Origin of the sequence: Nocardia suismassiliense (assembly GCF_900269665.1) — a bacterium.
Taxonomy (GTDB): Bacteria; Actinomycetota; Actinomycetes; order Mycobacteriales; family Mycobacteriaceae; genus Nocardia; species Nocardia suismassiliense.
In genome coordinates this window covers 2748355-2769468 of record NZ_LT985361.1, presented here as the reverse complement: position 1 = coordinate 2769468, position 21114 = coordinate 2748355, and the positions used below count along the sequence as shown (strand labels likewise).

20 protein-coding genes are annotated in these 21114 nt (G+C 67.9%); 2 read left to right on the top strand and 18 right to left on the bottom strand.

Annotation, left to right across the window (positions count from 1 at the left end):
• Window positions 1-9: 9 nt before the first annotated feature.
• The 3 genes from DBO33_RS12470 to DBO33_RS42715 form a co-directional block, all read right to left on the bottom strand.
• A complete protein-coding gene (locus DBO33_RS12470) occupies window positions 10-543 on the bottom strand; it encodes a hypothetical protein (RefSeq protein ID WP_107655174.1) in 534 nt (177 codons plus the stop codon).
• Between the two features lie 159 nt (window positions 544-702).
• Window positions 703-2040: a DNA polymerase IV gene (locus tag DBO33_RS12465; RefSeq protein WP_234391358.1), complete on the bottom strand. Its 1338-nt coding sequence runs from the start codon at window positions 2038-2040 to the stop codon at window positions 703-705.
• A 68-nt stretch (window positions 2041-2108) separates the two neighbouring features.
• On the bottom strand, window positions 2109-2258 hold the full coding sequence (locus tag DBO33_RS42715; RefSeq protein WP_159080226.1) for a hypothetical protein: 150 nt from the start codon (window positions 2256-2258) through the stop codon (window positions 2109-2111).
• A 244-nt stretch (window positions 2259-2502) separates the two neighbouring features.
• On the opposite strand from DBO33_RS42715, the gene DBO33_RS12460 reads away from it, so the two are divergent.
• Complete coding sequence (locus tag DBO33_RS12460) at window positions 2503-3387, top strand: UTP--glucose-1-phosphate uridylyltransferase (RefSeq protein ID WP_107655172.1); 885 nt, start codon at window positions 2503-2505, stop codon at window positions 3385-3387.
• 73 nt (window positions 3388-3460) lie between these two features.
• Here DBO33_RS12460 and DBO33_RS12455 read toward each other — a convergent pair whose 3' ends face one another.
• A complete protein-coding gene (locus DBO33_RS12455) occupies window positions 3461-3964 on the bottom strand; it encodes an NlpC/P60 family protein (protein ID WP_107660204.1) in 504 nt (167 codons plus the stop codon).
• 267 nt (window positions 3965-4231) lie between these two features.
• Window positions 4232-4897, bottom strand: coding sequence for a TetR/AcrR family transcriptional regulator (locus DBO33_RS12450; protein ID WP_107655171.1), 666 nt, complete (start codon window positions 4895-4897; stop codon window positions 4232-4234).
• Between the two features lie 43 nt (window positions 4898-4940).
• Here DBO33_RS12450 and DBO33_RS12445 point away from each other — a divergent pair, with 43 nt between their 5' ends.
• Window positions 4941-5357 carry an ester cyclase gene (locus DBO33_RS12445; RefSeq protein ID WP_107655170.1) on the top strand — a complete coding sequence of 139 codons (417 nt, stop codon included), beginning with the start codon at window positions 4941-4943 and terminating at the stop codon, window positions 5355-5357.
• A gap of 95 nt (window positions 5358-5452) precedes the next feature.
• Here the strand turns inward: DBO33_RS12445 and ileS are convergent, their stop codons facing one another.
• The 13 genes from ileS to murD form a co-directional block, all read right to left on the bottom strand.
• On the bottom strand, window positions 5453-8587 hold the full coding sequence (gene ileS / locus DBO33_RS12440) for an isoleucine--tRNA ligase (protein ID WP_107655169.1): 3135 nt from the start codon (window positions 8585-8587) through the stop codon (window positions 5453-5455).
• Window positions 8588-8862: 275 nt separating this feature from the next.
• Window positions 8863-9063: a hypothetical protein gene (locus DBO33_RS12435; RefSeq protein ID WP_107655168.1), complete on the bottom strand. Its 201-nt coding sequence runs from the start codon at window positions 9061-9063 to the stop codon at window positions 8863-8865.
• A gap of 66 nt (window positions 9064-9129) precedes the next feature.
• Window positions 9130-9987 carry a DivIVA-like cell division protein Wag31 gene (gene wag31 / locus DBO33_RS12430; RefSeq protein WP_107655167.1) on the bottom strand — a complete coding sequence of 286 codons (858 nt, stop codon included), beginning with the start codon at window positions 9985-9987 and terminating at the stop codon, window positions 9130-9132.
• A 68-nt stretch (window positions 9988-10055) separates the two neighbouring features.
• Window positions 10056-10358: a YggT family protein gene (locus DBO33_RS12425; RefSeq protein WP_107655166.1), complete on the bottom strand. Its 303-nt coding sequence runs from the start codon at window positions 10356-10358 to the stop codon at window positions 10056-10058.
• Window positions 10359-10447: 89 nt separating this feature from the next.
• Entirely contained in the window at window positions 10448-11239 is a 792-nt protein-coding gene (locus DBO33_RS12420) for a cell division protein SepF (protein WP_107655165.1), read from the bottom strand.
• 264 nt (window positions 11240-11503) lie between these two features.
• Entirely contained in the window at window positions 11504-12277 is a 774-nt protein-coding gene (locus DBO33_RS12415; RefSeq protein ID WP_107655164.1) for a YggS family pyridoxal phosphate-dependent enzyme, read from the bottom strand.
• Window positions 12277-13002, bottom strand: a complete 726-nt coding sequence (gene pgeF, locus DBO33_RS12410; RefSeq protein WP_107655163.1) for a peptidoglycan editing factor PgeF — start codon at window positions 13000-13002, stop codon at window positions 12277-12279. The genes DBO33_RS12415 and pgeF overlap by 1 nt, the downstream gene beginning before the upstream one ends.
• Window positions 13003-13207: 205 nt before the next feature.
• Complete coding sequence (gene ftsZ / locus DBO33_RS12405; RefSeq protein ID WP_107655162.1) at window positions 13208-14440, bottom strand: cell division protein FtsZ; 1233 nt, start codon at window positions 14438-14440, stop codon at window positions 13208-13210.
• Between the two features lie 422 nt (window positions 14441-14862).
• Window positions 14863-15609: a cell division protein FtsQ/DivIB gene (locus DBO33_RS12400; protein ID WP_234390804.1), complete on the bottom strand. Its 747-nt coding sequence runs from the start codon at window positions 15607-15609 to the stop codon at window positions 14863-14865.
• Window positions 15610-15613: 4 nt separating this feature from the next.
• Window positions 15614-17053: a UDP-N-acetylmuramate--L-alanine ligase gene (murC, locus tag DBO33_RS12395; RefSeq protein ID WP_234391357.1), complete on the bottom strand. Its 1440-nt coding sequence runs from the start codon at window positions 17051-17053 to the stop codon at window positions 15614-15616.
• A gap of 44 nt (window positions 17054-17097) precedes the next feature.
• Window positions 17098-18195: an undecaprenyldiphospho-muramoylpentapeptide beta-N-acetylglucosaminyltransferase gene (gene murG / locus DBO33_RS12390; protein WP_107655159.1), complete on the bottom strand. Its 1098-nt coding sequence runs from the start codon at window positions 18193-18195 to the stop codon at window positions 17098-17100.
• On the bottom strand, window positions 18192-19640 hold the full coding sequence (ftsW, locus tag DBO33_RS12385; RefSeq protein WP_107655158.1) for a putative lipid II flippase FtsW: 1449 nt from the start codon (window positions 19638-19640) through the stop codon (window positions 18192-18194). The genes murG and ftsW overlap by 4 nt, the downstream gene beginning before the upstream one ends.
• A complete protein-coding gene (gene murD / locus DBO33_RS12380) occupies window positions 19637-21073 on the bottom strand; it encodes a UDP-N-acetylmuramoyl-L-alanine--D-glutamate ligase (RefSeq protein ID WP_107655157.1) in 1437 nt (478 codons plus the stop codon). Before murD ends, ftsW begins: the two co-directional genes overlap by 4 nt.
• Between the last annotated feature and the right edge of the window lie 41 nt (window positions 21074-21114).

Below are 21114 nucleotides of genomic sequence, written 5' to 3'. Positions count from 1 at the left end.
CGGCACGAACTAGCTGCAGGCCGTGGAGGTCTGGCCCAGGTTGGTCAGCATGGCGCAGGCCCAGGACTTCTGGATCTTCCACTTGCCGTTGTCGGCCACGAAGGGCACGTCGACGAGGTTCTCCTGGCCGTTGACCACGAACTTGGCCTTGGCGTTGACGCTGTCGCCGAACTCGGTCACGTCGGTGACCTCGATCTTCACGTCGGCACCCTTGGCGGCCTGCGAGAGGCGATCCGGCAGGGTCGGGTCGGCCTCGGCGCCCTGGACACCGTCCAGCTTCTCCGACGCCGGCACCGCCGGGTCCAGCGCGCGGGCCAGTGCGGCGTTCAGCTCCGCGACTGTCGGGACCGGCGGCAGGTTCGCGGCGGCCGACGCCGACGCCTTGGCGCTGGTCGACGTCTTGGCGGCCGGCTTGCTGTCCTTGTCGTCGCCGCACGCGGTCATACCCAGCGCGGCAACGATGGCCAGGCCGGCGATCGCGATGCGTCCAGTCTTACGAAGCTTCAACTGCTCGTCCTTTGCGTTCGAGTAGGTCCGTGTCATGTCCACCAATGGCAGCCTCCACCCGACCGGCGGCGCTGCACGAGCTCCCAGGCTACCGGCACAGAGGACCACCGCGTGGACCCACACGGGACTGACTGATGTCGTCGGCAGCGAACGTACGCGGTGGGCTCGGCGATGTCGAGCGCTGCGCCGACCCCGTCACCACAGACTGTGCAGCGGATCGGCTCTGCGCAGACCCGGGTCGTCGGCGGCGAAGGTGCGGGCCGGGCCAGGGCCGGTCGAGCGGGTCTCGAATCGTACGGTGACCACACCGTATCCACCGCCTTGCACCCAGCCGTGGCCGTACTCGGAGTGCTCGACGTCCATGCCGGGATGCCAGAGCGGAACCGACAGTGCGGTCGCGAGCGGCGCGGTCGCCGGTGCCTCTTCCGCGTCCGCTGCCACGTCGGCCGGCGCGGCGGCCTGTTCCCAGACACCGTCCTCGGCGACCGGCGCCTGATCCAATTCGGGAAACAAGGACTCCTGCCGCACCGTGGACAATCCGCCGTAGCCGACCCCGACCAGCCGGATCGGACCCAGCTCGGTCGGGTCGATCGCGGAACGCTGCGCGGCGGTGGACAGCGTGGTGAGGTCCTCGGTCGCGTACGGCAGCGTGAACGAGCGCGTCACGATGCTCATATCCGACTTCTTCAACTTGAGCACCACCGTGCGGGCGGCGCGCCCGTCGGCGATCAGGCGACGATGCGCCGACGCGGCCATCGCCTCGATCGCCGGGCGCAGCTGCGCGAGGGTGACGATGTCGGTCTCGAAGGTGGTCTCGGCGCTGATCTGTTTGGCCTCGGCCCGTTCGGCGACCGGGCGATCATCGATACCGCGTGCGAGGCGATGCAGTGCGGCGCCGACCGCACCGCCCAGTATCGATATCGCCTCCGATTCCGGCAGCGCGGCGAACGCGCCGACCGTCTCGATGCCGAGCGAGCGCAGTTTGTGCTCGGCCACCGGGCCGATCCCCCACAGCTTGCGGACCGGCAGCGCGGACAGCATCTCTGCTTGTTCAACCGCCGAAACCACCCGGATCCCATCGGGTTTGGCGAGGCCGGAGGCGATCTTGGCGAGTTGCTTACCGGTGCCCGCGCCGACGGACGCGGTCAGCCCGGTGCGTTCGCGCACCGCGGCGCGCAGGTCCGCACAGAACTCGTGCACCTCGGCCACCGTGGCGCCGGCCAGTTCGGCGGGTTCGCCGAACGCCTCGTCGAACGACAGCGTCTCCAGCACCGGGATCCGGCTGCGCAGGGTGTCGAACACCTGCCCGCTCAGCACGCCGTACACCGCACCGCGCGGCGGCACCACCACCGCGGTGACGCCGATCAGCCTGCGCGCCTGATGCATCGGCATCGCCGAACGCGCGCCATACACTCGCGCCTCATAACTGGCGCCCGCGACGACACCGCGCCCGCCGATGCCGCCGACGAGAACCGGGCGCCCGCGCAACGTGGGACGCGTCAACTGTTCTACGGACGCGAAGAACGCATCCATATCGATGTGCAGTACCCAGCGCCGGGAAGTGCTCTGTGCGTCGGCGCGGGCCAGTGGATGCTGCTCACTCACCGTGGTTTCGCCGAAGGTTTTCTGAACTGCGGTAAGCGCACCGGCAGCACGTCGGCGGTGCGCTGCACGAACTCCCCCAGCCAGGCCGGATCCGCCGCCCCTTCCGCAGGCACCCGGTCGGCGACGATTGCCTTGTCCGTACTCACCTTCGGAAATCTACGCCCGCCCACCGACAGCATCTGGCAGGCGCCGACGCTGTGTGGTGACTGCGGACTAGCTGTCGGTTTCCTGCCGCGATCCGAAGTGATGCAATTTCGACATTGAACGCACAACCAGCCCACGACCTGGGCAGATATCACAAGAACGAGCGCACTACACGGTTTCGGTAAACAGTTGACGAAGCGCGGGGACCGCCCTTGCCGCACAGCTTCATGTGTGATGATCGGACCTATGAAGATCCGCAAGGCCGTGATCCCGGCCGCCGGTATCGGTTCCCGGCTCCTCCCGCTGACCAAGGCCATCCCGAAGGAGATGCTGCCGGTCGGCGACAAGCCGGTCATCGAACATACGGTCCGCGAGCTGGTCGCGTCGGGCATCACCGACATCACCATCGTGGTCAGCAGCGGAAAATCGTTGATCCAGGACCACTTCCGCCCCAACCCCGCGCTGGTGGCCCAGCTACGCGCGGACGGCAAGACCGCCTACGCCGACGCGGTCGAAGAGGTCGGTGAACTGTCCAGGCTCGGCCACATCACCTACCTCGACCAGCACGGCCCCTACGGCAACGGCACCCCGGTCCTGAACGCGGCCCGCAACCTGGGCGACGAACCGATGCTGGTGCTGTGGCCCGACGACGTGTTCGTCGCCGAGGTGCCGCGCGCTCAGCAGCTGATCGACGCCTACGAGGCCACCGGCGCGCCGGTGCTCGCGCTGATGCCGATGGACCCGGCCGAGTCGCAGCGCTACGGCGTCCCGGTCGTCGCCGACGATCAGGGCCACGGCCTGTTGCGCATCACCGGCCTGCGGGAGAAGCCGAAGCCGGAGGACGCGCCGTCTGACTTCGCCGCGATCGGCGGCTATGTGGTCACCCCAGGCATCATCGACGAGCTGCGCGCCCAGACCAAGGCCTGGTACGAGCACCGCTCCGGCGAGGTCTACCTCACCGACGCGATCAACGTGCACGCCGCCGACAACCCCGTCTACGGCCAGGTGATCCGAGGCCGCTGGTACGACACGGGCAACCCAGCCGACTACCTGGTCGCCCAGTTCGCCTCGGCGCTGGCCAACCCGCAGTACGCCCCGCTGCTGCGCAGCCTGGTCGACGAGAAGGACTGAGCCGCACACATCCTGATGTCCCGCAGACCGAATCGCACGCGATTTCCGGTGCGGGACATCAGCGGATGTGCGGCTAGAAGCGGCGGATCGCGTAGATGTCGAACTGCTTGAGCGGGCTGAGGCCGACGGGCACGCCCCAGTCGTAGGCGTTGAAGATCTGGCCGAACCCGGCGTAGATGCCGACGTGTGAGCCGTCGGTGTTCAGCACCACCACGTCGCCGGGTGAGAGCGCGTAGTACGGGACGGGTGCGCCCGCTCTGGCCTGTTCCCAGGTTGTGCGCGGAATGCGGACGCCGACCTGGCGGAACGCCCATTGGACCAGGCCGGAGCAGTCCCAGGCGAACGGGCCGGTGCCGCCCCACTCGTAGGGCTTTCCGGTCTGCGAGACGGCCGCCGCCAGCGCACCCACCCCGTTCGAGCTGGGCAGCGGGATCGCGCCCGAACCGGAGGCGGACAGGGATTGGGCGCTCCCGGTAGCGCTGCCGGTGTCCGACCAGCCCGGACCCGCCAGGATCAGGGTCGCGGCGGTCGCTAGGAGGAATCCGAAAGCGATGCGACGCAAGGGTTTTCTGTTCACGTGCTCGTCCCTTCCGGCGGCCCGGCGCGCGGGCCACCATCCGGCGGTCCCGGCTGACGCCTGGGTCGAGCAGCGCCACAGGGGCCGCAGCCGCCGTGTCCGGCGCACAAACACCTGGCACAGCGCGTTCAGGTAGGACAACTCACGAACTCACTACTGCCCCAGAAGTCGATCTCCGCAACAGCAGCACCATGTTCGATTCTGCCGTGCCGCTTGAACCTGCAACCCCAGTTCAGCAAATTTCTGGCATGTGATCTACATCACATATCATTCGACCGAGGGTTGGTCCGCGCCCGATTCAGCAAGGGCAGCGCGCACCAAGGAGCGAGCCGCCCAGCTCATCGTCTCGGTGGCCGCCGCGACATCGAGCCCGCAGGTATCCCGGGTCGAGACCAGGGCCTCGATCCCGAAGACCAGCGTCACCGCGTTCACCAATCGCTCCATCCGCTCCGCCGACAGCGTGTCCCGCAACGGCGCCAAGGCGACCCGCGCCATCTCCAACCGGGTCACCCCACGCACCGGAACCCGTTCCGCCTCAGCGACATCGACCTGACTGAACCAACGATCAAGGGTTGCTCGCAATACGCCACGCCACACCACTTCGTCCGCGAACTGGAAGGCGCAGACCTCGCGCACCACCCGGTCGATGCGCTGCTCCGGATCCTCGGGCAGGTCGTCGAGGAAGTCCGGAACCCCGCCGGTGGTTCCGGCCTGCCGGGTGGCCATGTCCGACCACAGCGACTGCGGGTTGGGGAAGTACCGGTACGCGGTGGCGGTGGAGACCTTCGCGGCCTCGGCGACCTCGGCGATCGAGGGCGAGTGACCGTGGCGAGCGAGGTCGAGCGCGGCGGCGAGCAGGGCTTCCCTGGTGCGCATCTTCTGATTCTTCGCTCGGTCGCTATTGAGAATCTCGTCTCGCCGTGAGAAAGTCATCTCACCACGATAGCAGATTCTCACTTTCAGGAGGGCGTGGGCGATGACACGTGAAGAGATGGACGAGCTGTTCGAGCGGCACTGCGCGGCGGAGGCCGCCAACGATGTCGACGCGATCATGGACACCCTGGCCGCGGAGGTCGAGCACGACGCCGTCGGCGATCCGCAGGGCACTCTGCGCGACCCGGCCGCGATCGCCCAGCGCTACCGCGCCCTGTTCGACGCGATCAGCGAAGACAAGATGGAGACCGTGCACCGGTACTACGGTGCGGACTTCTTCGTCGACGAATCCCATTGGTACGGCCGGGCGACCGGCACGTTCCTGGGCATCCCCGGCGGCAACCGCCCCATCAATTTCCGGATACTGCATGTCTGCGAGATCCGCGACGACAAGATCAGCCGGGAGAACGTCTGGCTGGACACCGCCGCGATCATGCAGCAGTTGACGGCGCCGGTCTGATGGGCGCCTACAAAGCCGCCGAACGCGGGATCACGGTGCGGCAGCGGAACAAGCAAGGGCGGGACCATCCGGTCCCGCCCTTGCCGTTCGACGTGTCAGGCCTTGGTGACCTGCGCCCGCACGCCACCGACCAAATCGGCGGCGTCAGCCCCCGCCTCGCCGAAGGTGAGGGTGGTGGCGAGGATCTCGCCCGCGATGAGCTCGCGGTGCGTTTCGGCCCATCCGGCCCGGTCAGCCGGTACCTCGAGCAGCACCGAGATGCGGTCGGAAACATCCAGCCCCAAGGACTTTCGGGTCTCCTGCAGATCGCGGATGAGGTCGCGGGCCCAGCCCTCGGCCTCCAGTTCCTCGGTGACCGCCGAGTTCAGCACCACCAGGCCGGCATTGCCGGGCAGGGCGGCGGTGGACTCGGGTTCGGCGGCCACCAGGCGCTGCGTGTATTCCTCGGGGAGCAGGGCGATTCCGGCGGCGGTGACGACACCGTCGGCGTCCTCGGACCACTCGCCGGCCTTGACCGCCTTGATCACCGTCTGCACGTCCTTGCCCAGGCGCGGGCCTGCGGCACGGGCGTTGACGACCAGCTCGAACCGGCCGTGTACGGCGACGTCGGTGGTCAGGTCGACCTTCTTGACGTTCACCTCGTCGGCGATGATGTCGGCGTAGGGCGCGAGCCGCTCGGCGTCGGCCGCGGCGATGGTGACCTCGGCCAGCGGCAGCCGCACCCGCAGGTTCTGTGCCTTGCGCAGGCTCAGCACCGTCGAGCAGACCACCCTGGCCTCGTCCATCGCGGCGACCAGCTCCGGATCGGCGGGCAGCTCAGCGTCTTTGGGCCAGTCGGTCAGGTGCACCGACTCGCCGCCGGTGAGCCCACGCCAGATCACCTCGGTGATCAGCGGTAGCAGCGGCGCGGCCAGCCGGGTCACCACCTCCAGCACCGTGTGCAGCGTGTCCACCGCATCCGGCTCCTCGCTCCAGAAGCGCGAACGCGACCGGCGCACATACCAATTGGTGAGCGCGTCGGCGAATCCGCGCAGCTGCTCGCAGGCCCCGGCGATGTCGTAGGTCTCCAGCGCCTCGGTCATCGCGTCGCGGGTTTGCGCGAGCTTGGCCAAGATGTAGCGGTCCAGCACGTTCGGCGAATCCGTGCGCCAGGTCCCCGGTTTCGAGGCATACAGGTTCAGGAACGTCCACGCGTTCCACAGCGGCCGCAGCGCGTGGCTGACGCCCTCGCGGATGCCGCGCTCGGTGACGATCAGGTTGCCGCCGCGCAGGATCGGCGAGCTCATCAGGAACCAGCGCATCGCGTCGGAGCCGTCCCGATCGAACACCTCGTTGACGTTCGGGTAGTTGCCCTTGGACTTGCTCATCTTCAGGCCGTCGTCGCCGAGCACGATGCCGTGTGCGGCAACGGTTTTGAAGGCATGGCTGTCGAAGAGCGCGGTCGAGAGCACGTGCAGCGTATAGAACCAGCCGCGGGTCTGCCCGTTGTACTCGACGATGAAGTCACCGGGGAAGTGGCTATCGAACCACTCCTTGTTCTCGAACGGGTAGTGCACCTGGGCGAACGGCATCGAGCCCGACTCGAACCAGCAGTCGAGCACCTCGGGCACCCGGCGCATGGTCGACTGCCCCGTCGGGTCGTCCGGGTTCGGCCGGGTCAGCTCGTCGATCATCGGGCGGTGCAGATCGTCCGGGCGCACGCCGAAGTCGCGTTCCAGCTCGTCGAGCGAGCCGTACACGTCCATCCGCGGGTAGTCCGGGTTGTCGGAGACCCACACCGGGATCGGGCTGCCCCAGTAGCGGTTCCGGCTGATGTTCCAGTCCCGCGCGCCCTCCAGCCACTTGCCGAACTGGCCGTCGCGGATGTGCTCGGGCACCCAGCTGATCCGCTGGTTCAGCTCGACCATCCGGTCGCGGAACTTGGTCACCGCGACGAACCAGGACGGCACCGCCATGTAGATCAGCGGCTGGCCGGAGCGCCAGCTGTGCGGGTAGGAGTGCTCGATCGTCTCGTGCCGCAACAGCTTTCCGGCGGCCTTGAGGTCCTTGATGATGACCGGGTTGGCGTCGAACACCATCAGGCCCTCGTACGGCGGCACCATCGAGGTGAACTTGCCGCCCGGGTCCAGCGGCTGCACGATCTCGATGCCGTTGGCCGTGGCGACGTCCATGTCCTCCTCACCGAATGCCGGTGCGAGGTGCACGATTCCGGTGCCGGAGTCGGTGGTCACGTAGTCGGCGTTCAGCACGCGGTGCGCGCGCGGGTGGCCGGCGAAGAAGTCGAACGGCGGCTCATAGGACAGGTCGGTGAGCGCGGCGCCGTCGTACTCGCCGAGTGTCTCCGGCTCGTCACCGAATTCGCGGGCGTAGTGCGACACGCGTTCGGCCGCCAGCAGATAACGCTTGCCGTCGGCGGCGCGCAGGTGCACGTAGCGGATGTCGGGGTGCACGGCGATCGCGAGGTTCGACGGCAGCGTCCACGGGGTGGTGGTCCAGATCAGCGCGTTGGCGCCGTCCAAGGCGTGCAGCGGATGCTCGGCGGGGACGCGCAGCACCATGTCGACGGTGACCGCCGGGTCCTGGCGCATCTTGTACGCGTCGTCGAGCCGGGTCTCCTGATTCGACAGCGGCGTCTGCTCATACCAGCTGTAGGGCAGCACCCGGAAGCCCTGATAGATCAACCCCTTCTCGTGCAACGACTTGAACGCCCACATCACCGACTCCATGAAGTCGAGATCGAGTGTCTTGTAGTCGTTGTCGAAGTCGACCCAGCGCGCCTGACGTGTCACATAATCGCGCCATTCACCGGTGTAGCGGAGCACGGAAGATTTACAGGCCGCGTTGAATTCGGCAAGGCCCATCTCGTCGATCTGTGATTTGTCCGTGATACCGAGCTGTTTCTCCGCTTCGATTTCCGCGGGCAATCCGTGACAGTCCCAGCCGAATCGCCGGTCGACCCGCTTGCCGCGCATCGTCTGGAAACGCGGTACCAGGTCTTTGACGTATCCGGTGAGCAAATGCCCGTAATGTGGCAGACCGTTGGCAAACGGCGGTCCGTCGTAGAAGACGAACTCCGCTGCCCCGGAACGGTTTTCGATGCTCGCGCGGAAGGTGTCGGCGGCCGCCCAGGCGTCTAGCACGCGGCGCTCCATCGCGGGGAACGCCGATCCCGTGCCGACACCGAGGTCGACGCGCGGGTATCCGCTGTTGCTGGAAGTTTGGTCCGCCATCGCGGGTGCGTCTCCTCGTGCCGTTTACGTTGGCACGGGGACGATGCCGACGCCGGTGCGTCGATACCGCGGTACCACCCCGCTTGTCCGGCCAGAGCGGCCGAACCTCTCGTTGTGAGCTGTGACGGGCTCACCCGTTCGGTTCTACTGGGCACCGCCGCCGAGCAGGCCGCGGGTGCTGTTCTTCCGAAGGCTCCCCGGTGATGGCCGGATCAACACCATGTTCATGTTTGATTCTAGCCAGTGCGGTCAAACCTGATTACGGTGCCGCCTATCTAACGCTTGGCGTGGCGCCCCGGCGGTGGCGCGGCGTCTTCGTCCGGCCTACGCATAGACAGGGCACTGACCAGTAGCAGCACGGCGCCGAGCACGCAGACCAGGATGCAGCCCCACGCCCAGATCACCGATCCGGTGGTGAGCGCGGCTACCAGCAGGGCGAAGCCGACGGCGGCAAGAACGAGCGTCAAGACGAGCATGGTGTCCCCAGGCGGCTCGACAGTTTCTTCAATTGTACGAACTGTGGTGCGCTCGAGGCGAGCGGCTTACTTGCCACCCTTGGCGAACGAGGCGGGCTGCAGATTGTTGGCCGTGTTGGCGTCGGCGAAGGCCTCGCCACCGTCGACCGGAACCGCCGAGCCGCGGTTCTCCAGCTCTTCGAGCTGCGATTCCAGGTAGGACTTCAGCCGCACCCGGTACTCGCGCTCGAAGGTCTTGAGCTGTTCGATCCGGCTCTCCAGCACGCTGCGCTGCTGGGTGATGGTCGCCATGATCTCAGTGTGCTTGCGCTCGGCATCGGCCTGCAGGGCGTCGGCTTTTTCCTTCGCCTGACGCAGCTGGTTGTCCGAACGGGACTGCGCGTCCGACAGCATCGCGTCGGCCTTCTGGCGCGCGTCGGCGATCATCGCCTCTGACCGGGTCCTGGCATCGCCGACGAGACGCTCGGAGTTTGCCCGCGCGTTCGACAGCAGGTTTTCCGCTTCGACCTTCGCGTCGCTGGTGAGCCGATCCGCCATCTCCTGGGCGAGGCTGAGCACCTTGGCGGCCTGCAGGTTGGCGTCCGCGCTGGGGGCTTCCTTCGGCGGGGCCGGGGCGGGCATCGGCGCGGGCGGGGCCTGCTGCACCGGCGGCTTGATCGGCTCCGGCTGCGGCGGCGGGGCCTGCTGGACAGGCGCTTTCACGTTGTTCGGGCCGACCGGGCCGCGATTCTTCTTGGCATCAGCAAGTTCTGCGTCGAGTTCGGCGACCCGCTGACGCAGGTCGGCGTTTTCCTCGATCAGACGCGAGAGTTCCTGCTCGACGAGATCCAGGAAGGCGTCGACTTCATCCTCGTTGTAGCCGCGCTTCCCGATCGGCGGTTTGCTGAACGCGACGTTGTGCACATCGGCTGGAGTCAGCGGCATGGAAGGATCCCTTCACGCGTCTTTTGGAGATCTAGCAGATCTAGCAAGCTACTTCATGGCCCATTCTGTCACACCGGCGTTGCCGACTGCCCAAGGCTGCCCACGATCGACATCAAGATGAAGACGATGAAAAGCAGGACCATAATCGACAGATCCAGGCGAATTCCCCCCAGGGACACCGGTGGTATCAAGCGCCTCAGGAGTTTCACGGGCGGATCGGTGATCGTGAAGATCACCTCGAGGATGACGACAACGACACCGGTCGGGCGCCAGTCGCGCGCGAAGCTTCGGATGAACTCGACGATCACCCGGCTGATCAGCAACAGCCAGAAGATGAACAGTACGAAGTACAGCACCGCGAACAAGGCCACGAGTTCACTCTGCCGCAAAATCCGCTTTGCGCAAAATGACCGCGCCGCCCCACCTGCGACCGGTCTGCAACACCCCCCAGATCACGACCTTATTTCTGGTTGTAGAAGCCGGTTTCGGCGATGCGTCGGCGTTCTTCGGCTGATACGTCGACATCGGCCGGTGAGAGGAGGAACACCTTGGTGGCCACCTTGTCGAACGAGCCACGCAGCGCGAACGCGAGTCCGGCGGCGAAGTCGACCAGGCGCTTGGCGTCGGCGTTGCTCAGCTCGACCAGGTCCATGATGACCGGGTTGCCCTCGCGGAACCGCTCGCCGATGATCCTGGCCTCGCTGTAGTCGCGCGGGCGCAGTGTCGTGATCTTGGACAAGGGGCCTCCGTCCTCGAAGATCCCCGGCCTGCGCGCGGGTGCCGGCTCGGGGCGCACGCGCTCCTCCAGCCGGCGCTCCTCGGCGTCGGGATCGACCGCGAGCGCACCACGGGTGGTTCCCCGCAGCGGCGGCGGCGCGGTGCCGCCCGCACGGAACCGGCCGGACGAGGGCGCGGCGTCGATGCGGGTGGGCCTGCGGGCCGGCTCGTAGCGGTCCTCGCCGTAGGGCTCGTCGGCGTACTCGTCGCGCCGGGAAACCGGGTAACCGCCCTTGTAGGGCGACTTGTAGGCGGGTTCCGGGTAGTCGGCGTCCTCGCGGTCGAAGCCGTCGGCGCCGTAATGGTCTGCGCCGTAACGATCTTCGACATAGCGGTCGGAGTAGTCACGGGGCCGAGGGCGGCGAACGCCACGCTCGTCGCTACCCCTGGGGGCGCGATCGTCCACGTAGTCGTCTTCGTAATCCTCGAGCGGAACCATGCCGAAATACGCCTTGAACTTGTGCAGCGTGCTCATCACTGCACCTCGCTGGCGCTCGGCACAGTGATGACCACGCGGGTGGCTGCGCCCATTGGCTCGCTGCGCTCGCTCATCACTGCACCTCGCTGACGCTCGGCGCAGTCATGACCACGATCGTGGCTGCGTCGAGAACTCGCTCGCTCCGCTCGCTCATGTTGGTCGACCTTCCTTCGGCCCCGGTGGCGGCCGGGTGTTGAAGTCTTGCTCAGCCCTCGTCTGTCTCAAGCATATGTGTCGAATGTGACTGATGAGGTTTCTTTGCTACGCCGAGGTTATCGGTCGAGCGCCCATCAAGGCGGTACCGACACGCACACACGTGGCGCCGTGTTGGATGGCAGATTCCAGATCGCCCGACATTCCTGCGGAAAGTTCTGTCGCACCGGGATGCTCGGCGAGCAGCAGGGTGTGCAAAGTCGCAAGTCGTGCAAATGCGGCATCAGACTCAACCCCCAATGGCGGAATAGCCATCAGACCGGACAGTCGTAATCCCTCAGACGCCGCAATATGTTCCGCGAGGCGGGCCAGATCGTCGGGTGCGACACCGCCACGAGAAGGGTCTTCATCCAGGCTCACCTGCAGCAGGACGCGTACCGGCTCGCTGCGCTGCCCCGCGTCCAACGCGGCGCGCGCACCCGTGTCAAGAGCCGTTGCCAAGCGTTCGCTGTCGACCGAGTGCACGGTGTGTGCCCAGCGCGCGACCACGCGTGCCTTGTTGCGCTGCAGGCGTCCGATCATGTGCCACTGGACATCCGGGAGTCCTTCGTCACTGTCGACCCCCTGACGGACCAAAGATGGCAGTGCTGCCACCTTTGCGGTGGCCTCCTGCTCGCGCGATTCGCCGAACTCGCGGCGGCCCAAGCGATACAGGATCGCCACATCCTCGGCCGGGAAAAACTTCGTCACGGGGAGTAGACGCACCGAGTCCGGCGCGCGCCCCGCCGCGAGACACGCCGTGTCCACCCGTTGCAGCAGCGCCGAGAGATTGGTGGCCAGTTCCGCGGTGCGCGCGTCGACTTGCGCCGCAACCTCATTCACTAGCGAACCTCCGACCAGATGACGCTGCCGAGCCGGCCGGTCGGCGCGCCGCGGCGATGACTGAACAGGGTGTGGTCCTCGATCGTGCAGCGCGGGTCGATCGCCACGCCGTTGACCCCCGCTTCGAGCAGCTGCCTGCTGAGGCCGGCCCGAAGGTCCAGCGACGGAGTCTTGCGTACCGTGGTGGCGGCGCTGCCCGGCAGATGTTTCTCGACATCGGCGCGCATCGCGGCGGGCACCTCGTACTGCCGCCCGGACGCGGCGGGTCCGAGGAACGCGCCGATCCGATCCAGCCGAGCGCCGACCGACACCATCGCCTCGAGCACCCGCGGCACGATTCCGATGCGCGCCCCGATCCGCCCCGCGTGCACGGCGGCGATGACGCCCGCCTCGTCGTCGGACAACAGCACCGGCACACAGTCGGCGGTCAACACCACCAGCGCCAGCCCCGGCACCGTGGTCACGATCGCATCGGTGGCGGGCACCGGCTCAGCGCGCGGCCCATCGATGATCTCGACATTGCGCCCATGGATCTGTTCCATCCACACCAGCCGATCGGGCGTCAACCCGATCCCCTCGGCCAGCCGATCCCGATTCCGGCGCACCGCGGCCGGATCGTCGCCCACATGATCTCCGAGATTGAACGACTCGTACGGCGGGGCGGAGAACCCACCCGCCCTGGTCGTCGTCACTCGTCGAACGGTCAGCGTAGGAGCAGAAGTCATGCCCCCGAGCGTAGTCAACCGTCCCGCCCCGGCGATCTCACAGAGCTCCCGTTCCACGCACCGGGCCCGCCGGTTCTATGACATAACGGAACGCGCTGTGAGATCAACAACTTTCACTCGCCGCGACCGCACCGAACCGCGCCGGGTACGACAAAGGCCCTGATCCCGTCGGGGTCAGGGCCTTCGAAAGTGCAAACTGCCGGTGTCAGCGCCGCATGAACGACGGCACGTCGACATCGTCGTCATCGTCGTCGGGCGGTTCGATGTGGGTGCGCGCGTTGCTCGCCACGGTCGGCTCCGCTAAACGAGCGCGCTCGGAGTCGCGGTAGCTCGGTACCGCGCCGCGGGTCGAGCTGGTCGAGCTCGCGGTGGCGGACGCGACGTCGGTGCTGCGTGCCGCGACCTCGGCGGTACGGCTCTGGCCGACCTCACCTGCGCGAGCCGATCCGATGGTGCCCCGGCTGGCGGTGTCGAAGGTACGCCGGGCGGGTCCTCCACCGTCAAAACCCGCTGCGATCACGGTGACTCGTACTTCATCGCCGAGCGAGTCGTCGATCACCGTGCCGAAGATGATGTTGGCCTCGATGTGCGCGGCCTCCTGAACCAACGAGGCGGCCTCGTTGATCTCGAATAGGCCGAGGTCGGAGCCGCCCGCGATGGACAGCAGCACGCCGTGCGCGCCGTCCATGGACGCTTCGAGCAGTGGCGAGTTGATCGCCGACTCGGCCGCCTTCACCGAGCGGCCCTCACCGCGCGCGGAGCCGATGCCCATCAGCGCGCTGCCCGCGCCGGACATCACGCTCTTGACGTCGGCGAAGTCGACGTTGATCAGACCCGGGGTGGTGATCAGGTCGGTGATGCCCTGGACACCGTTGAGCAGCACCTCGTCCGCCGAGCGGAACGCGTCCATCAGGCTGACCGCCGCGTCGCCGAGCTGCAGCAGCCGGTCGTTGGGGATCACGATGAGCGTGTCGCAGGACTCGCGCAGCTGGGTGATGCCGGTTTCGGCCTGGCCACCGCGCCGCTTGCCCTCGAAGGAGAACGGCCGGGTGACGACACCGATGGTCAACGCGCCGAGCTTGCGCGCGATCTGCGCGACGACCGGGGCGCCACCGGTGCCGGTGCCACCACCCTCGCCCGCGGTCACGAAGACCATGTCGGCGCCCTTGAGCACCTCTTCGATCTCGTCCTTGTGGTCCTCGGCGGCTCGGCGGCCGACCTCCGGATCAGCGCCTGCGCCGAGACCACGGGTGAGTTCGCGGCCGACGTCGAGCTTGACGTCGGCATCGCTCATCAGCAGGGCCTGCGCGTCGGTGTTGACCGCGATGAACTCGACACCTTTGAGGCCCTGTTCGATCATCCGGTTGACGGCATTCACACCGCCGCCGCCGATACCGACGACCTTGATCACGGCAAGGTAGTTGTGCGGGGGCGTCATGGGCTCTCGCCTTCCTTCGATCTAAAGCCTGTCGTTTTCGGATTCGAGACACTTCGCCCGTTCTGCCGGGCCGAAGTTCGCCTGAGCGGCTTCACTCAGCGAACCGCCGCCCGGGCAAACCCTAAACCTCAACCATAGGGTTAGCGTTATGTCAAGTATCCGACTGCTGCGGAACGCTATTCGCCGCCGCCGCAATACACGCGCAGGCGCGCCGAAACGAGAGACAGAATCTTGTGTGATCCCTCTCGTCTCGCAGCCCCGCACGACGTATGGTGAACGGTTGCCCCCCGGCGCTTGCCGCGCGGCGCGAGGGCCGGCGGCGTGAGCGTCAGGCCCGGAGGCGACGGTCCGCGCGACTCCGGAGAGTCGGCGAACGCCGCCCATCGAATTCTGCAATTCGATGCGGGCGCAATGGGTATCGCTCACTTTACCGTGACCAGATTAGGACTCGAAACATCGAACACCGTTCCAGGGCGGGTCAGCAGCGGAAGCACGACCGCCGACTTGCGTTCGGCATCGTTCATCCCGCCCCAGAGTACCGTGCGCCCATCCTTCAGATTCAGCGAAACATCCGAAATGGACCGCGCCACAACCTCGTCCACCTGAATGCCCAGTGCAGGTGGTAGCGCGGCGAGCACCGCGACCGCGGCCCTGGTCGCCGGGGCGTCGCTGGCCGGGTGATCGGTGACCAATTTGGGTACCCCGATCGGCGTGTCTTCGATCGCGAACTCCACGCTCTCCACGTCGAGCAGATGTGCGCCCTGCGGACTCTCGAAGTACAGCACCGGAACCCGCTCCACCACCGTCACCTGCACCGTCGATGGAAAAACCCGCTGCACCCGCGCCGAGCGCACCTTCGGAATGCTCGCCACCCGCCGGGCGATGGCGTCGGTATCGATGCGCAGCATCGAGCGCCCCGAAGGGATTTCGAGCAGTTGGCGCACCTGCTGTTCGGGCACCGCGACCGCGCCGTCGATCTCGACGGTACGCACCGAAAGCACCGGCGTGAACAACGCGACGCCGCCGACTATTGCAAGGACGCACACGCCCAGCAATCCCCACAGCCGAACCCGTCGCCAGCCATCCGGGCCGAGCCACGCGCCGGCCGAGCGCACCGAACCGAGACCCGCCCTGCGCACCGAACCGTCGCCACGCTCCCTGCGAGTCAAGGCCTCACCGCCCGTACTGGGGGCGCGCCCGTAAACCGTCGAGGATCTGGCTGCCGAGCATGGTCACATCGCCCGCACCCATGGTGATCACCACGTCACCGGGCAGCGCGAGCCGGGCGACCTGACGGCCGACCCGCGACATATCGGGTTGGTAGTGCACGGGTTTGGTGACCGATTGAGCCACCAGCGCGCCGTTCACGCCGGGCAGTGGCTTCTCCCGCGCGCCGTACACGTCGAGCACGACCACCTCGTCGGCCAGACTCAGCGCGGCGCCGAAGTCTTTCGCGAACGTCGCGGTGCGGCTGTACAGATGCGGCTGGAACACCACGATCACCCGGCCTTGCCGCGACCGCGCCCCATCCCTGGCTTCCTGCTGTACCAGCTCCGCAGCGGCGCCGAGCACGGCACGCACCTCGGTCGGATGGTGTGCGTAGTCGTCGAAGACACGCACCCCGTTCTCCCGGCCGGCGAACTGGAACCGCCGGTGCACGCCGCCGAAACCCTCCAGGCCCTGGATGATTTCGTCCACATCTGCCCCGGCCGCACGGGCGGCGAGCAACGCGGCCAGCGCGTTCAACGCCATGTGCCTGCCGGGCACCGACAACCGCAGGGTGCGCGGCGCGGCTTCGTCGTCGAGCTGGAACTGGGCGATACCGCCGACATCGCGCGGCTCCCAGCTGTGCAGCCGCACGCCGACCGGCACCGGCGCGTCGGCGAGTTCACCGGAGCCGTAGCCGAGGACGCGAATGTTCTTCTCGGCCAGCCTGGCGCCGACCCGTTCGGCGAGCGCCCGGGAACCGGGATCGTCCAGACAGACCACCAGCAGCCCACCTTCGGCGAGCCGGTCGGCGAAATCATCGAAGACCTGGACGTAGGCCTCGTCGGTGCCGAAGTAGTCCAGGTGGTCGGACTCGATATTGGTGACCACCGCGACGTCCGGGTCGTACTGCAGCAGCGACCCGTCACTCTCGTCGGCCTCGGCCACGAAGATCTTGCCGGTGCCGTGGTGAGCGTTGGTGCCGGCCTCGTTCAGCTCGCCGCCGACCGCGAAAGACGGGTCGAATCCGCAGTGCTGCAACGACACGATCAGCATCGAGGTGGTGGAGGTCTTGCCGTGCGTGCCCGATACGAGCAGGGTGCGGTGCCCCTGCATCAGCGACGCGAGCACGGCCGGACGCAGCAGCACCGGGATGTCGCGCCGATTCGCTTCCATCAGTTCGGGATTGGTCTTCGGGATGGCCGCGTAGGTGGTGACCACCACGGTCGGGCCGCCGGGCAGCAGGTCGAGCGCGCTGGCGTCGTGGCCGATGCGCACCTGCGCACCGCGCGCCCGCAACGCGAGCACACCGCGGCTCTCCTTGGCGTCGGAGCCGGACACGGCACCGCCGCGGGACAGCAGAATTCGCGCGATGCCCGACATCCCGGCACCGCCGATACCGACCATGTGCACCCGCGCCAACGACGGCGGCAGGGCCGAAAGATCCTCGTTCACCCAGCCACCTCCAATACGATCCGCGCCACCGCGTCGGCGGCGTCGCGATGCCCGGCACCGGCTGCGGCACGGCCCATCTCGGTCAGCCGTGCGGGGTCCATGAGCAGCGGAATCACCTCATCGATCACGTATTTCGGCGTCAACTCCGCATCGGGCACGATTCTGCCACCGCCCTGCCGGACCACCGGTCTGGCATTGAGTTCCTGCTCGCCGTTGCCGTGCGCGAGCGGCACGTAGAAGGCGGGCAGTCCGACCGCGGACACCTCGGCGACGGTCATCGCGCCGGACCGGCAGACCACCGCGTCGGCGGCGGCGTAGGCGAGATCCATCCGGGAAAGATACGGCACCGCCACATACGGTGCGCGCGCGCCACTCTCAGCAACCTCGAGGGTGTTCTTCGGGCCGTGCGCGTGCAGCACCGAGATGCCCGCCGCGGCGAGTTGCGGCGCGGCGCCCGAGACCGCCTCGTTCAGGCTCCGCGCGCCTTGCGATCCGCCGAACACCAGCAGCACCGGCCCCTCGGCGGGAAGTCCGAAGTGTGCCCGCGCCTCGGCGCGCAACGCGGCCCGATCCAGCGTGGTGATCGCGGCGCGCACCGGAATGCCGACGACCTGCGCACCGGCCAGCCCCGAATCCGGTACGGCGGCAAGCACCCGGGTGGCCCGGCGCGCCCCGACCTTGTTCGCGATCCCGGCCTTGGCGTTCGCCTCGTGCACCACCACCGGCACCCGGCGCCGACGCCGCAGCAGTCCCGGCCCGGCGGCCAGGTAGGCGGGCAGCGCCACATAACCGCCGAAGCCGACGATCACATCGGCCTCCACCGCGTCGATCACCGCCCTGGTCCGCGCCACCGAGGCCCGCACCCGGCCGGGCAGCCGCAGCAGATCGGCGGTCGGCTTGCGCGGCAACGGAACCGGCGGGATGAGCTCGAGCGGATAACCACGCTCGGGGATCAGTCTGGTCTCCAGGCCGCGCTCGGTGCCGAGCGCTGTCACTCTGATCGAATCGTCGAGCCGCCGCAGCGCGTCCGCCACCGCCAGCGCGGGCTCGATATGGCCCGCCGTGCCGCCGCCTGCGACGATTACCGAGATCACCTAGATTTTCCTCGTTCTCTTGTGTGGTTGACCGGATAGCTGGGTTCCCACGCTCTGGTGGCCCGCAGCGAGCTGGTGCCGCGGCTCTCCGGCGAGCGGCGCCGCGGCTCGGGCTGCGGGCGCCGCGCCGGTGGCAGCGCCGACTGTCTGCCCGGCCGTGGTGCTTTGGCCCGCTGCGCGGACCTGGCCCGTGCGGCGCTCGCCCTGGCCGGCGAGTACACCTCCGGCTTGGGCAGCCGCAGCAACTTGCTGAACCTACCGTCTTGCCCGGCGTGCAGCGCGGAGACCGCCTCGGGTTCGTGCCTGGCCGCATTGGCGATGATGCCGAACATGAACAGGGTGATCGCCAGCGACGAACCACCCGCGGAGACCAGCGGCAGCTGCAGGCCGGTGACCGGGAGCAGCCCGACCACGTAGCCGATGTTGATCAGCGCCTGGCCGGTGATCCAGGTGGTCGCGGTGGCCGTGAGCAGCCGTAGGAACGGGTCGACCGAGCGGCTGGCGATGCGCAGCCCGGTGTAGACGAACAGCGCGAACAGTCCGAGCACCAGCGCGCAGCCGAGGAAGCCGAGTTCCTCGCCGATGATGGCGAAGATGAAGTCGTTGTGCGAGTTGGGCAGGTAGCTCCACTTGGCCCGGCTCTGTCCGAGCCCGCGACCCCAGATGCCACCGTCTGCGAGCGAATAGAGCGCCTGCCGCGCTTGGTAATTGATGCCCTGCGGGTCGTCACCGGGGTTGAAGAAGGCGCGCATCCGATCCGATCGGTAGCCCGCCGACAACGCGAGCACGACGGCCGCGATCATCCCGGACACCGAGATCGTCACGAACAACCGCAGCGGCAGGCCGCCGAACCAGAGCAGTGCGGCGAGCACGATGCCGAGCGCGATCGTCGTCGAGAGGTTCGGTTCCACCACGACCAGCAGACACACCAGCAGGCCCGCAGGGACCAGCGGCATCAGAATATCTTTCAGCCCGGCGTGTTCCGAGCGCCGAGACGCCAGAAGGTGCGCACCCCACACCACCAGGGTGACCTTCACGATCTCCGACGGCTGCACGTTGAACAAGCCGAGATCGATCCACCGCCGCGCGCCCTGCACCTTGGAACCGATGCCGGGGATCAACACCAGCACCAGACCGATCACCGACAGCACGAACAGCGGAAACGACCACTGCCGCAACCGGCGCAACGGGATACGCAGGGCAAGATAGAACAGGACGGCACCGATCGCGGCGAACAGCGCCTGCTGGATGAACAGCGAATACGCCGATCCCCCATCGGCATACGCCTCGACGCTCGACGCGGAGAGCACCATTACCAGGCCGAGCACGGTGAGCAGCGTGGCAATGGTGACGACCAGGTGAAACGACGCGAGCGGCCGCGCCAGCCAGGCGACGAACCTGGCCCCCGCTCCGGCTTGTTCCTTACGCCGCGCCGTTTCCGTCATAGCTGCCGCCCGACGTCACCGTCTTCCAGTGCGTGCACCGCCGCCGCGAAACTGCGGCCCCGGTGCGTGTAGTCGGCGAACATGTCCAGCGAGGCCGCCGCGGGCGCGAGCAGCACGGTGTCGCCGCGGCTGGCGAATCCGGCCGCGGCCTGCACGGCGCGCGCCATCACAGCGTCGGCCTTATTTCTCGACGCGTCACCCATCCCTGCATCGTCTCCCGCGATCAGCTCGATGACCGGGACCTCGGGTGCGTGTCGCGCCAACGCGACCGCGAACACCGGCGCGTCGGCGCCGATCAGCACCACGGCGACCAGCCGGTCGGCGACCTCCTCGACCAGGTCCTCGATCTGGGCGCCCTTGAGCTGACCGCCGGCCACCCAGACCACCTGCGGGTGCGCCAGGATCGCGGTGCGCGCGGCGTGCGGGTTGGTGGCCTTGGAGTCGTCGATGAAGTCGACGCCGCCGACCTCGCGCACGAACGCGGACCGGTGCGGGCCGACCTTGTGCTCGATCAGCCCCTCCCTGATGAACTGCGGCGCCACGTCGATGGCCCTGGTCAGCGCGGACGCGGCGAGCGCGTCGGCGACACCGGCCGGGCCGGGCGGGCTGATATCGCCGACCTCGGCGAGGATCGCGGCCTTGGTGAACGCGCGGTCGAGCAGTTTGCCGTCCACCACGCCGAGCTCACCGTCGGCGGGCACACCGATCCGGAAGCCGACGGTGCGCCGGGCTTTCGAGCGACGGGCCAGCGAGGCCGCCACCGGATCGTCGAGTCCGACCACGCCGACCCGCCCGACCAGCGCACGCGCCTTCGCGGCGGCGTAGGCGTCGAGCCCGCCGTGCCAATCCAGGTGATCCTCGGCCACATTGAGCACCACGCCCGCTTCCGGACGCACCGACGGCGCCCAGTGCAGCTGGAACGAGGACAGCTCGACGGCGAGCACCTGCGGTCCTGGGTTGCGCCGCAACGCATCCAGGATGGGCAGGCCGATATTGCCGCACGCGACACTCGGGATGCCCGCGGCGCGCAGGATGGCGTGCGTCATCTGCGTGGTGGTGGTCTTGCCGTTGGTTCCGGTCACCACCAGCCACTTGCGGACCGGACCGTAGATCCTGGCTTGATCGACCCACCAGGCGAATTCGACGTCGCCCCACACCGGGGTGCCCTCGGCGACGGCCGCGGCGAGCACCGGCGAGTCCGGCCGCCAGCCCGGGCTGGTGATCACCAGCGCGAACCGGCTCCAGTCCGTGGTTTCCAGTTCCACGCAGGTGGCGATGTCCAGGCCGAGGCCGGCCGCCTCGGCGAGCGCCGCGGCGCCGCCGTCGGTGACCACCGGGCGCGCGCCGATATCGCGCAGCGGCTCGACCAGCGAGCGCCCCGATATGCCCCAGCCCGCGACGAGAACGTCACGGCCACGCAGGAATTCGAGCATGGGCCCCGGTGTTCGCAGGGCCCGAGGAGAATGTTCGACCA

Excerpts from the sequence above, each read along its gene's own strand:
- DBO33_RS12460 (WP_107655172.1), top strand. The coding sequence starts at position 2,503 with ATGAAGATCCGCAAGGCCGTGATCCCGGCCGCCGGTATCGGTTCCCGG.
- ftsZ (WP_107655162.1), bottom strand. The coding sequence starts at position 14,440 with ATGACGCCCCCGCACAACTACCTTGCCGTGATCAAGGTCGTCGGTATC.
- DBO33_RS12465 (WP_234391358.1), bottom strand. The coding sequence starts at position 2,040 with ATGGATGCGTTCTTCGCGTCCGTAGAACAGTTGACGCGTCCCACGTTG.
- murD (WP_107655157.1), bottom strand. The coding sequence starts at position 21,073 with ATGCTCGAATTCCTGCGTGGCCGTGACGTTCTCGTCGCGGGCTGGGGC.
- ileS (WP_107655169.1), bottom strand. The coding sequence starts at position 8,587 with ATGGCGGACCAAACTTCCAGCAACAGCGGATACCCGCGCGTCGACCTC.
- DBO33_RS12450 (WP_107655171.1), bottom strand. The coding sequence starts at position 4,897 with ATGACTTTCTCACGGCGAGACGAGATTCTCAATAGCGACCGAGCGAAG.
- DBO33_RS12435 (WP_107655168.1), bottom strand. The coding sequence starts at position 9,063 with ATGCTCGTCTTGACGCTCGTTCTTGCCGCCGTCGGCTTCGCCCTGCTG.
- wag31 (WP_107655167.1), bottom strand. The coding sequence starts at position 9,987 with ATGCCGCTGACTCCAGCCGATGTGCACAACGTCGCGTTCAGCAAACCG.
- pgeF (WP_107655163.1), bottom strand. The coding sequence starts at position 13,002 with ATGACTTCTGCTCCTACGCTGACCGTTCGACGAGTGACGACGACCAGG.
- DBO33_RS12445 (WP_107655170.1), top strand. The coding sequence starts at position 4,941 with ATGACACGTGAAGAGATGGACGAGCTGTTCGAGCGGCACTGCGCGGCG.
- murC (WP_234391357.1), bottom strand. The coding sequence starts at position 17,053 with ATGGTCGGTATCGGCGGTGCCGGGATGTCGGGCATCGCGCGAATTCTG.
- DBO33_RS12420 (WP_107655165.1), bottom strand. The coding sequence starts at position 11,239 with ATGAGCACGCTGCACAAGTTCAAGGCGTATTTCGGCATGGTTCCGCTC.
- DBO33_RS12470 (WP_107655174.1), bottom strand. The coding sequence starts at position 543 with ATGACACGGACCTACTCGAACGCAAAGGACGAGCAGTTGAAGCTTCGT.
- ftsW (WP_107655158.1), bottom strand. The coding sequence starts at position 19,640 with ATGACGGAAACGGCGCGGCGTAAGGAACAAGCCGGAGCGGGGGCCAGG.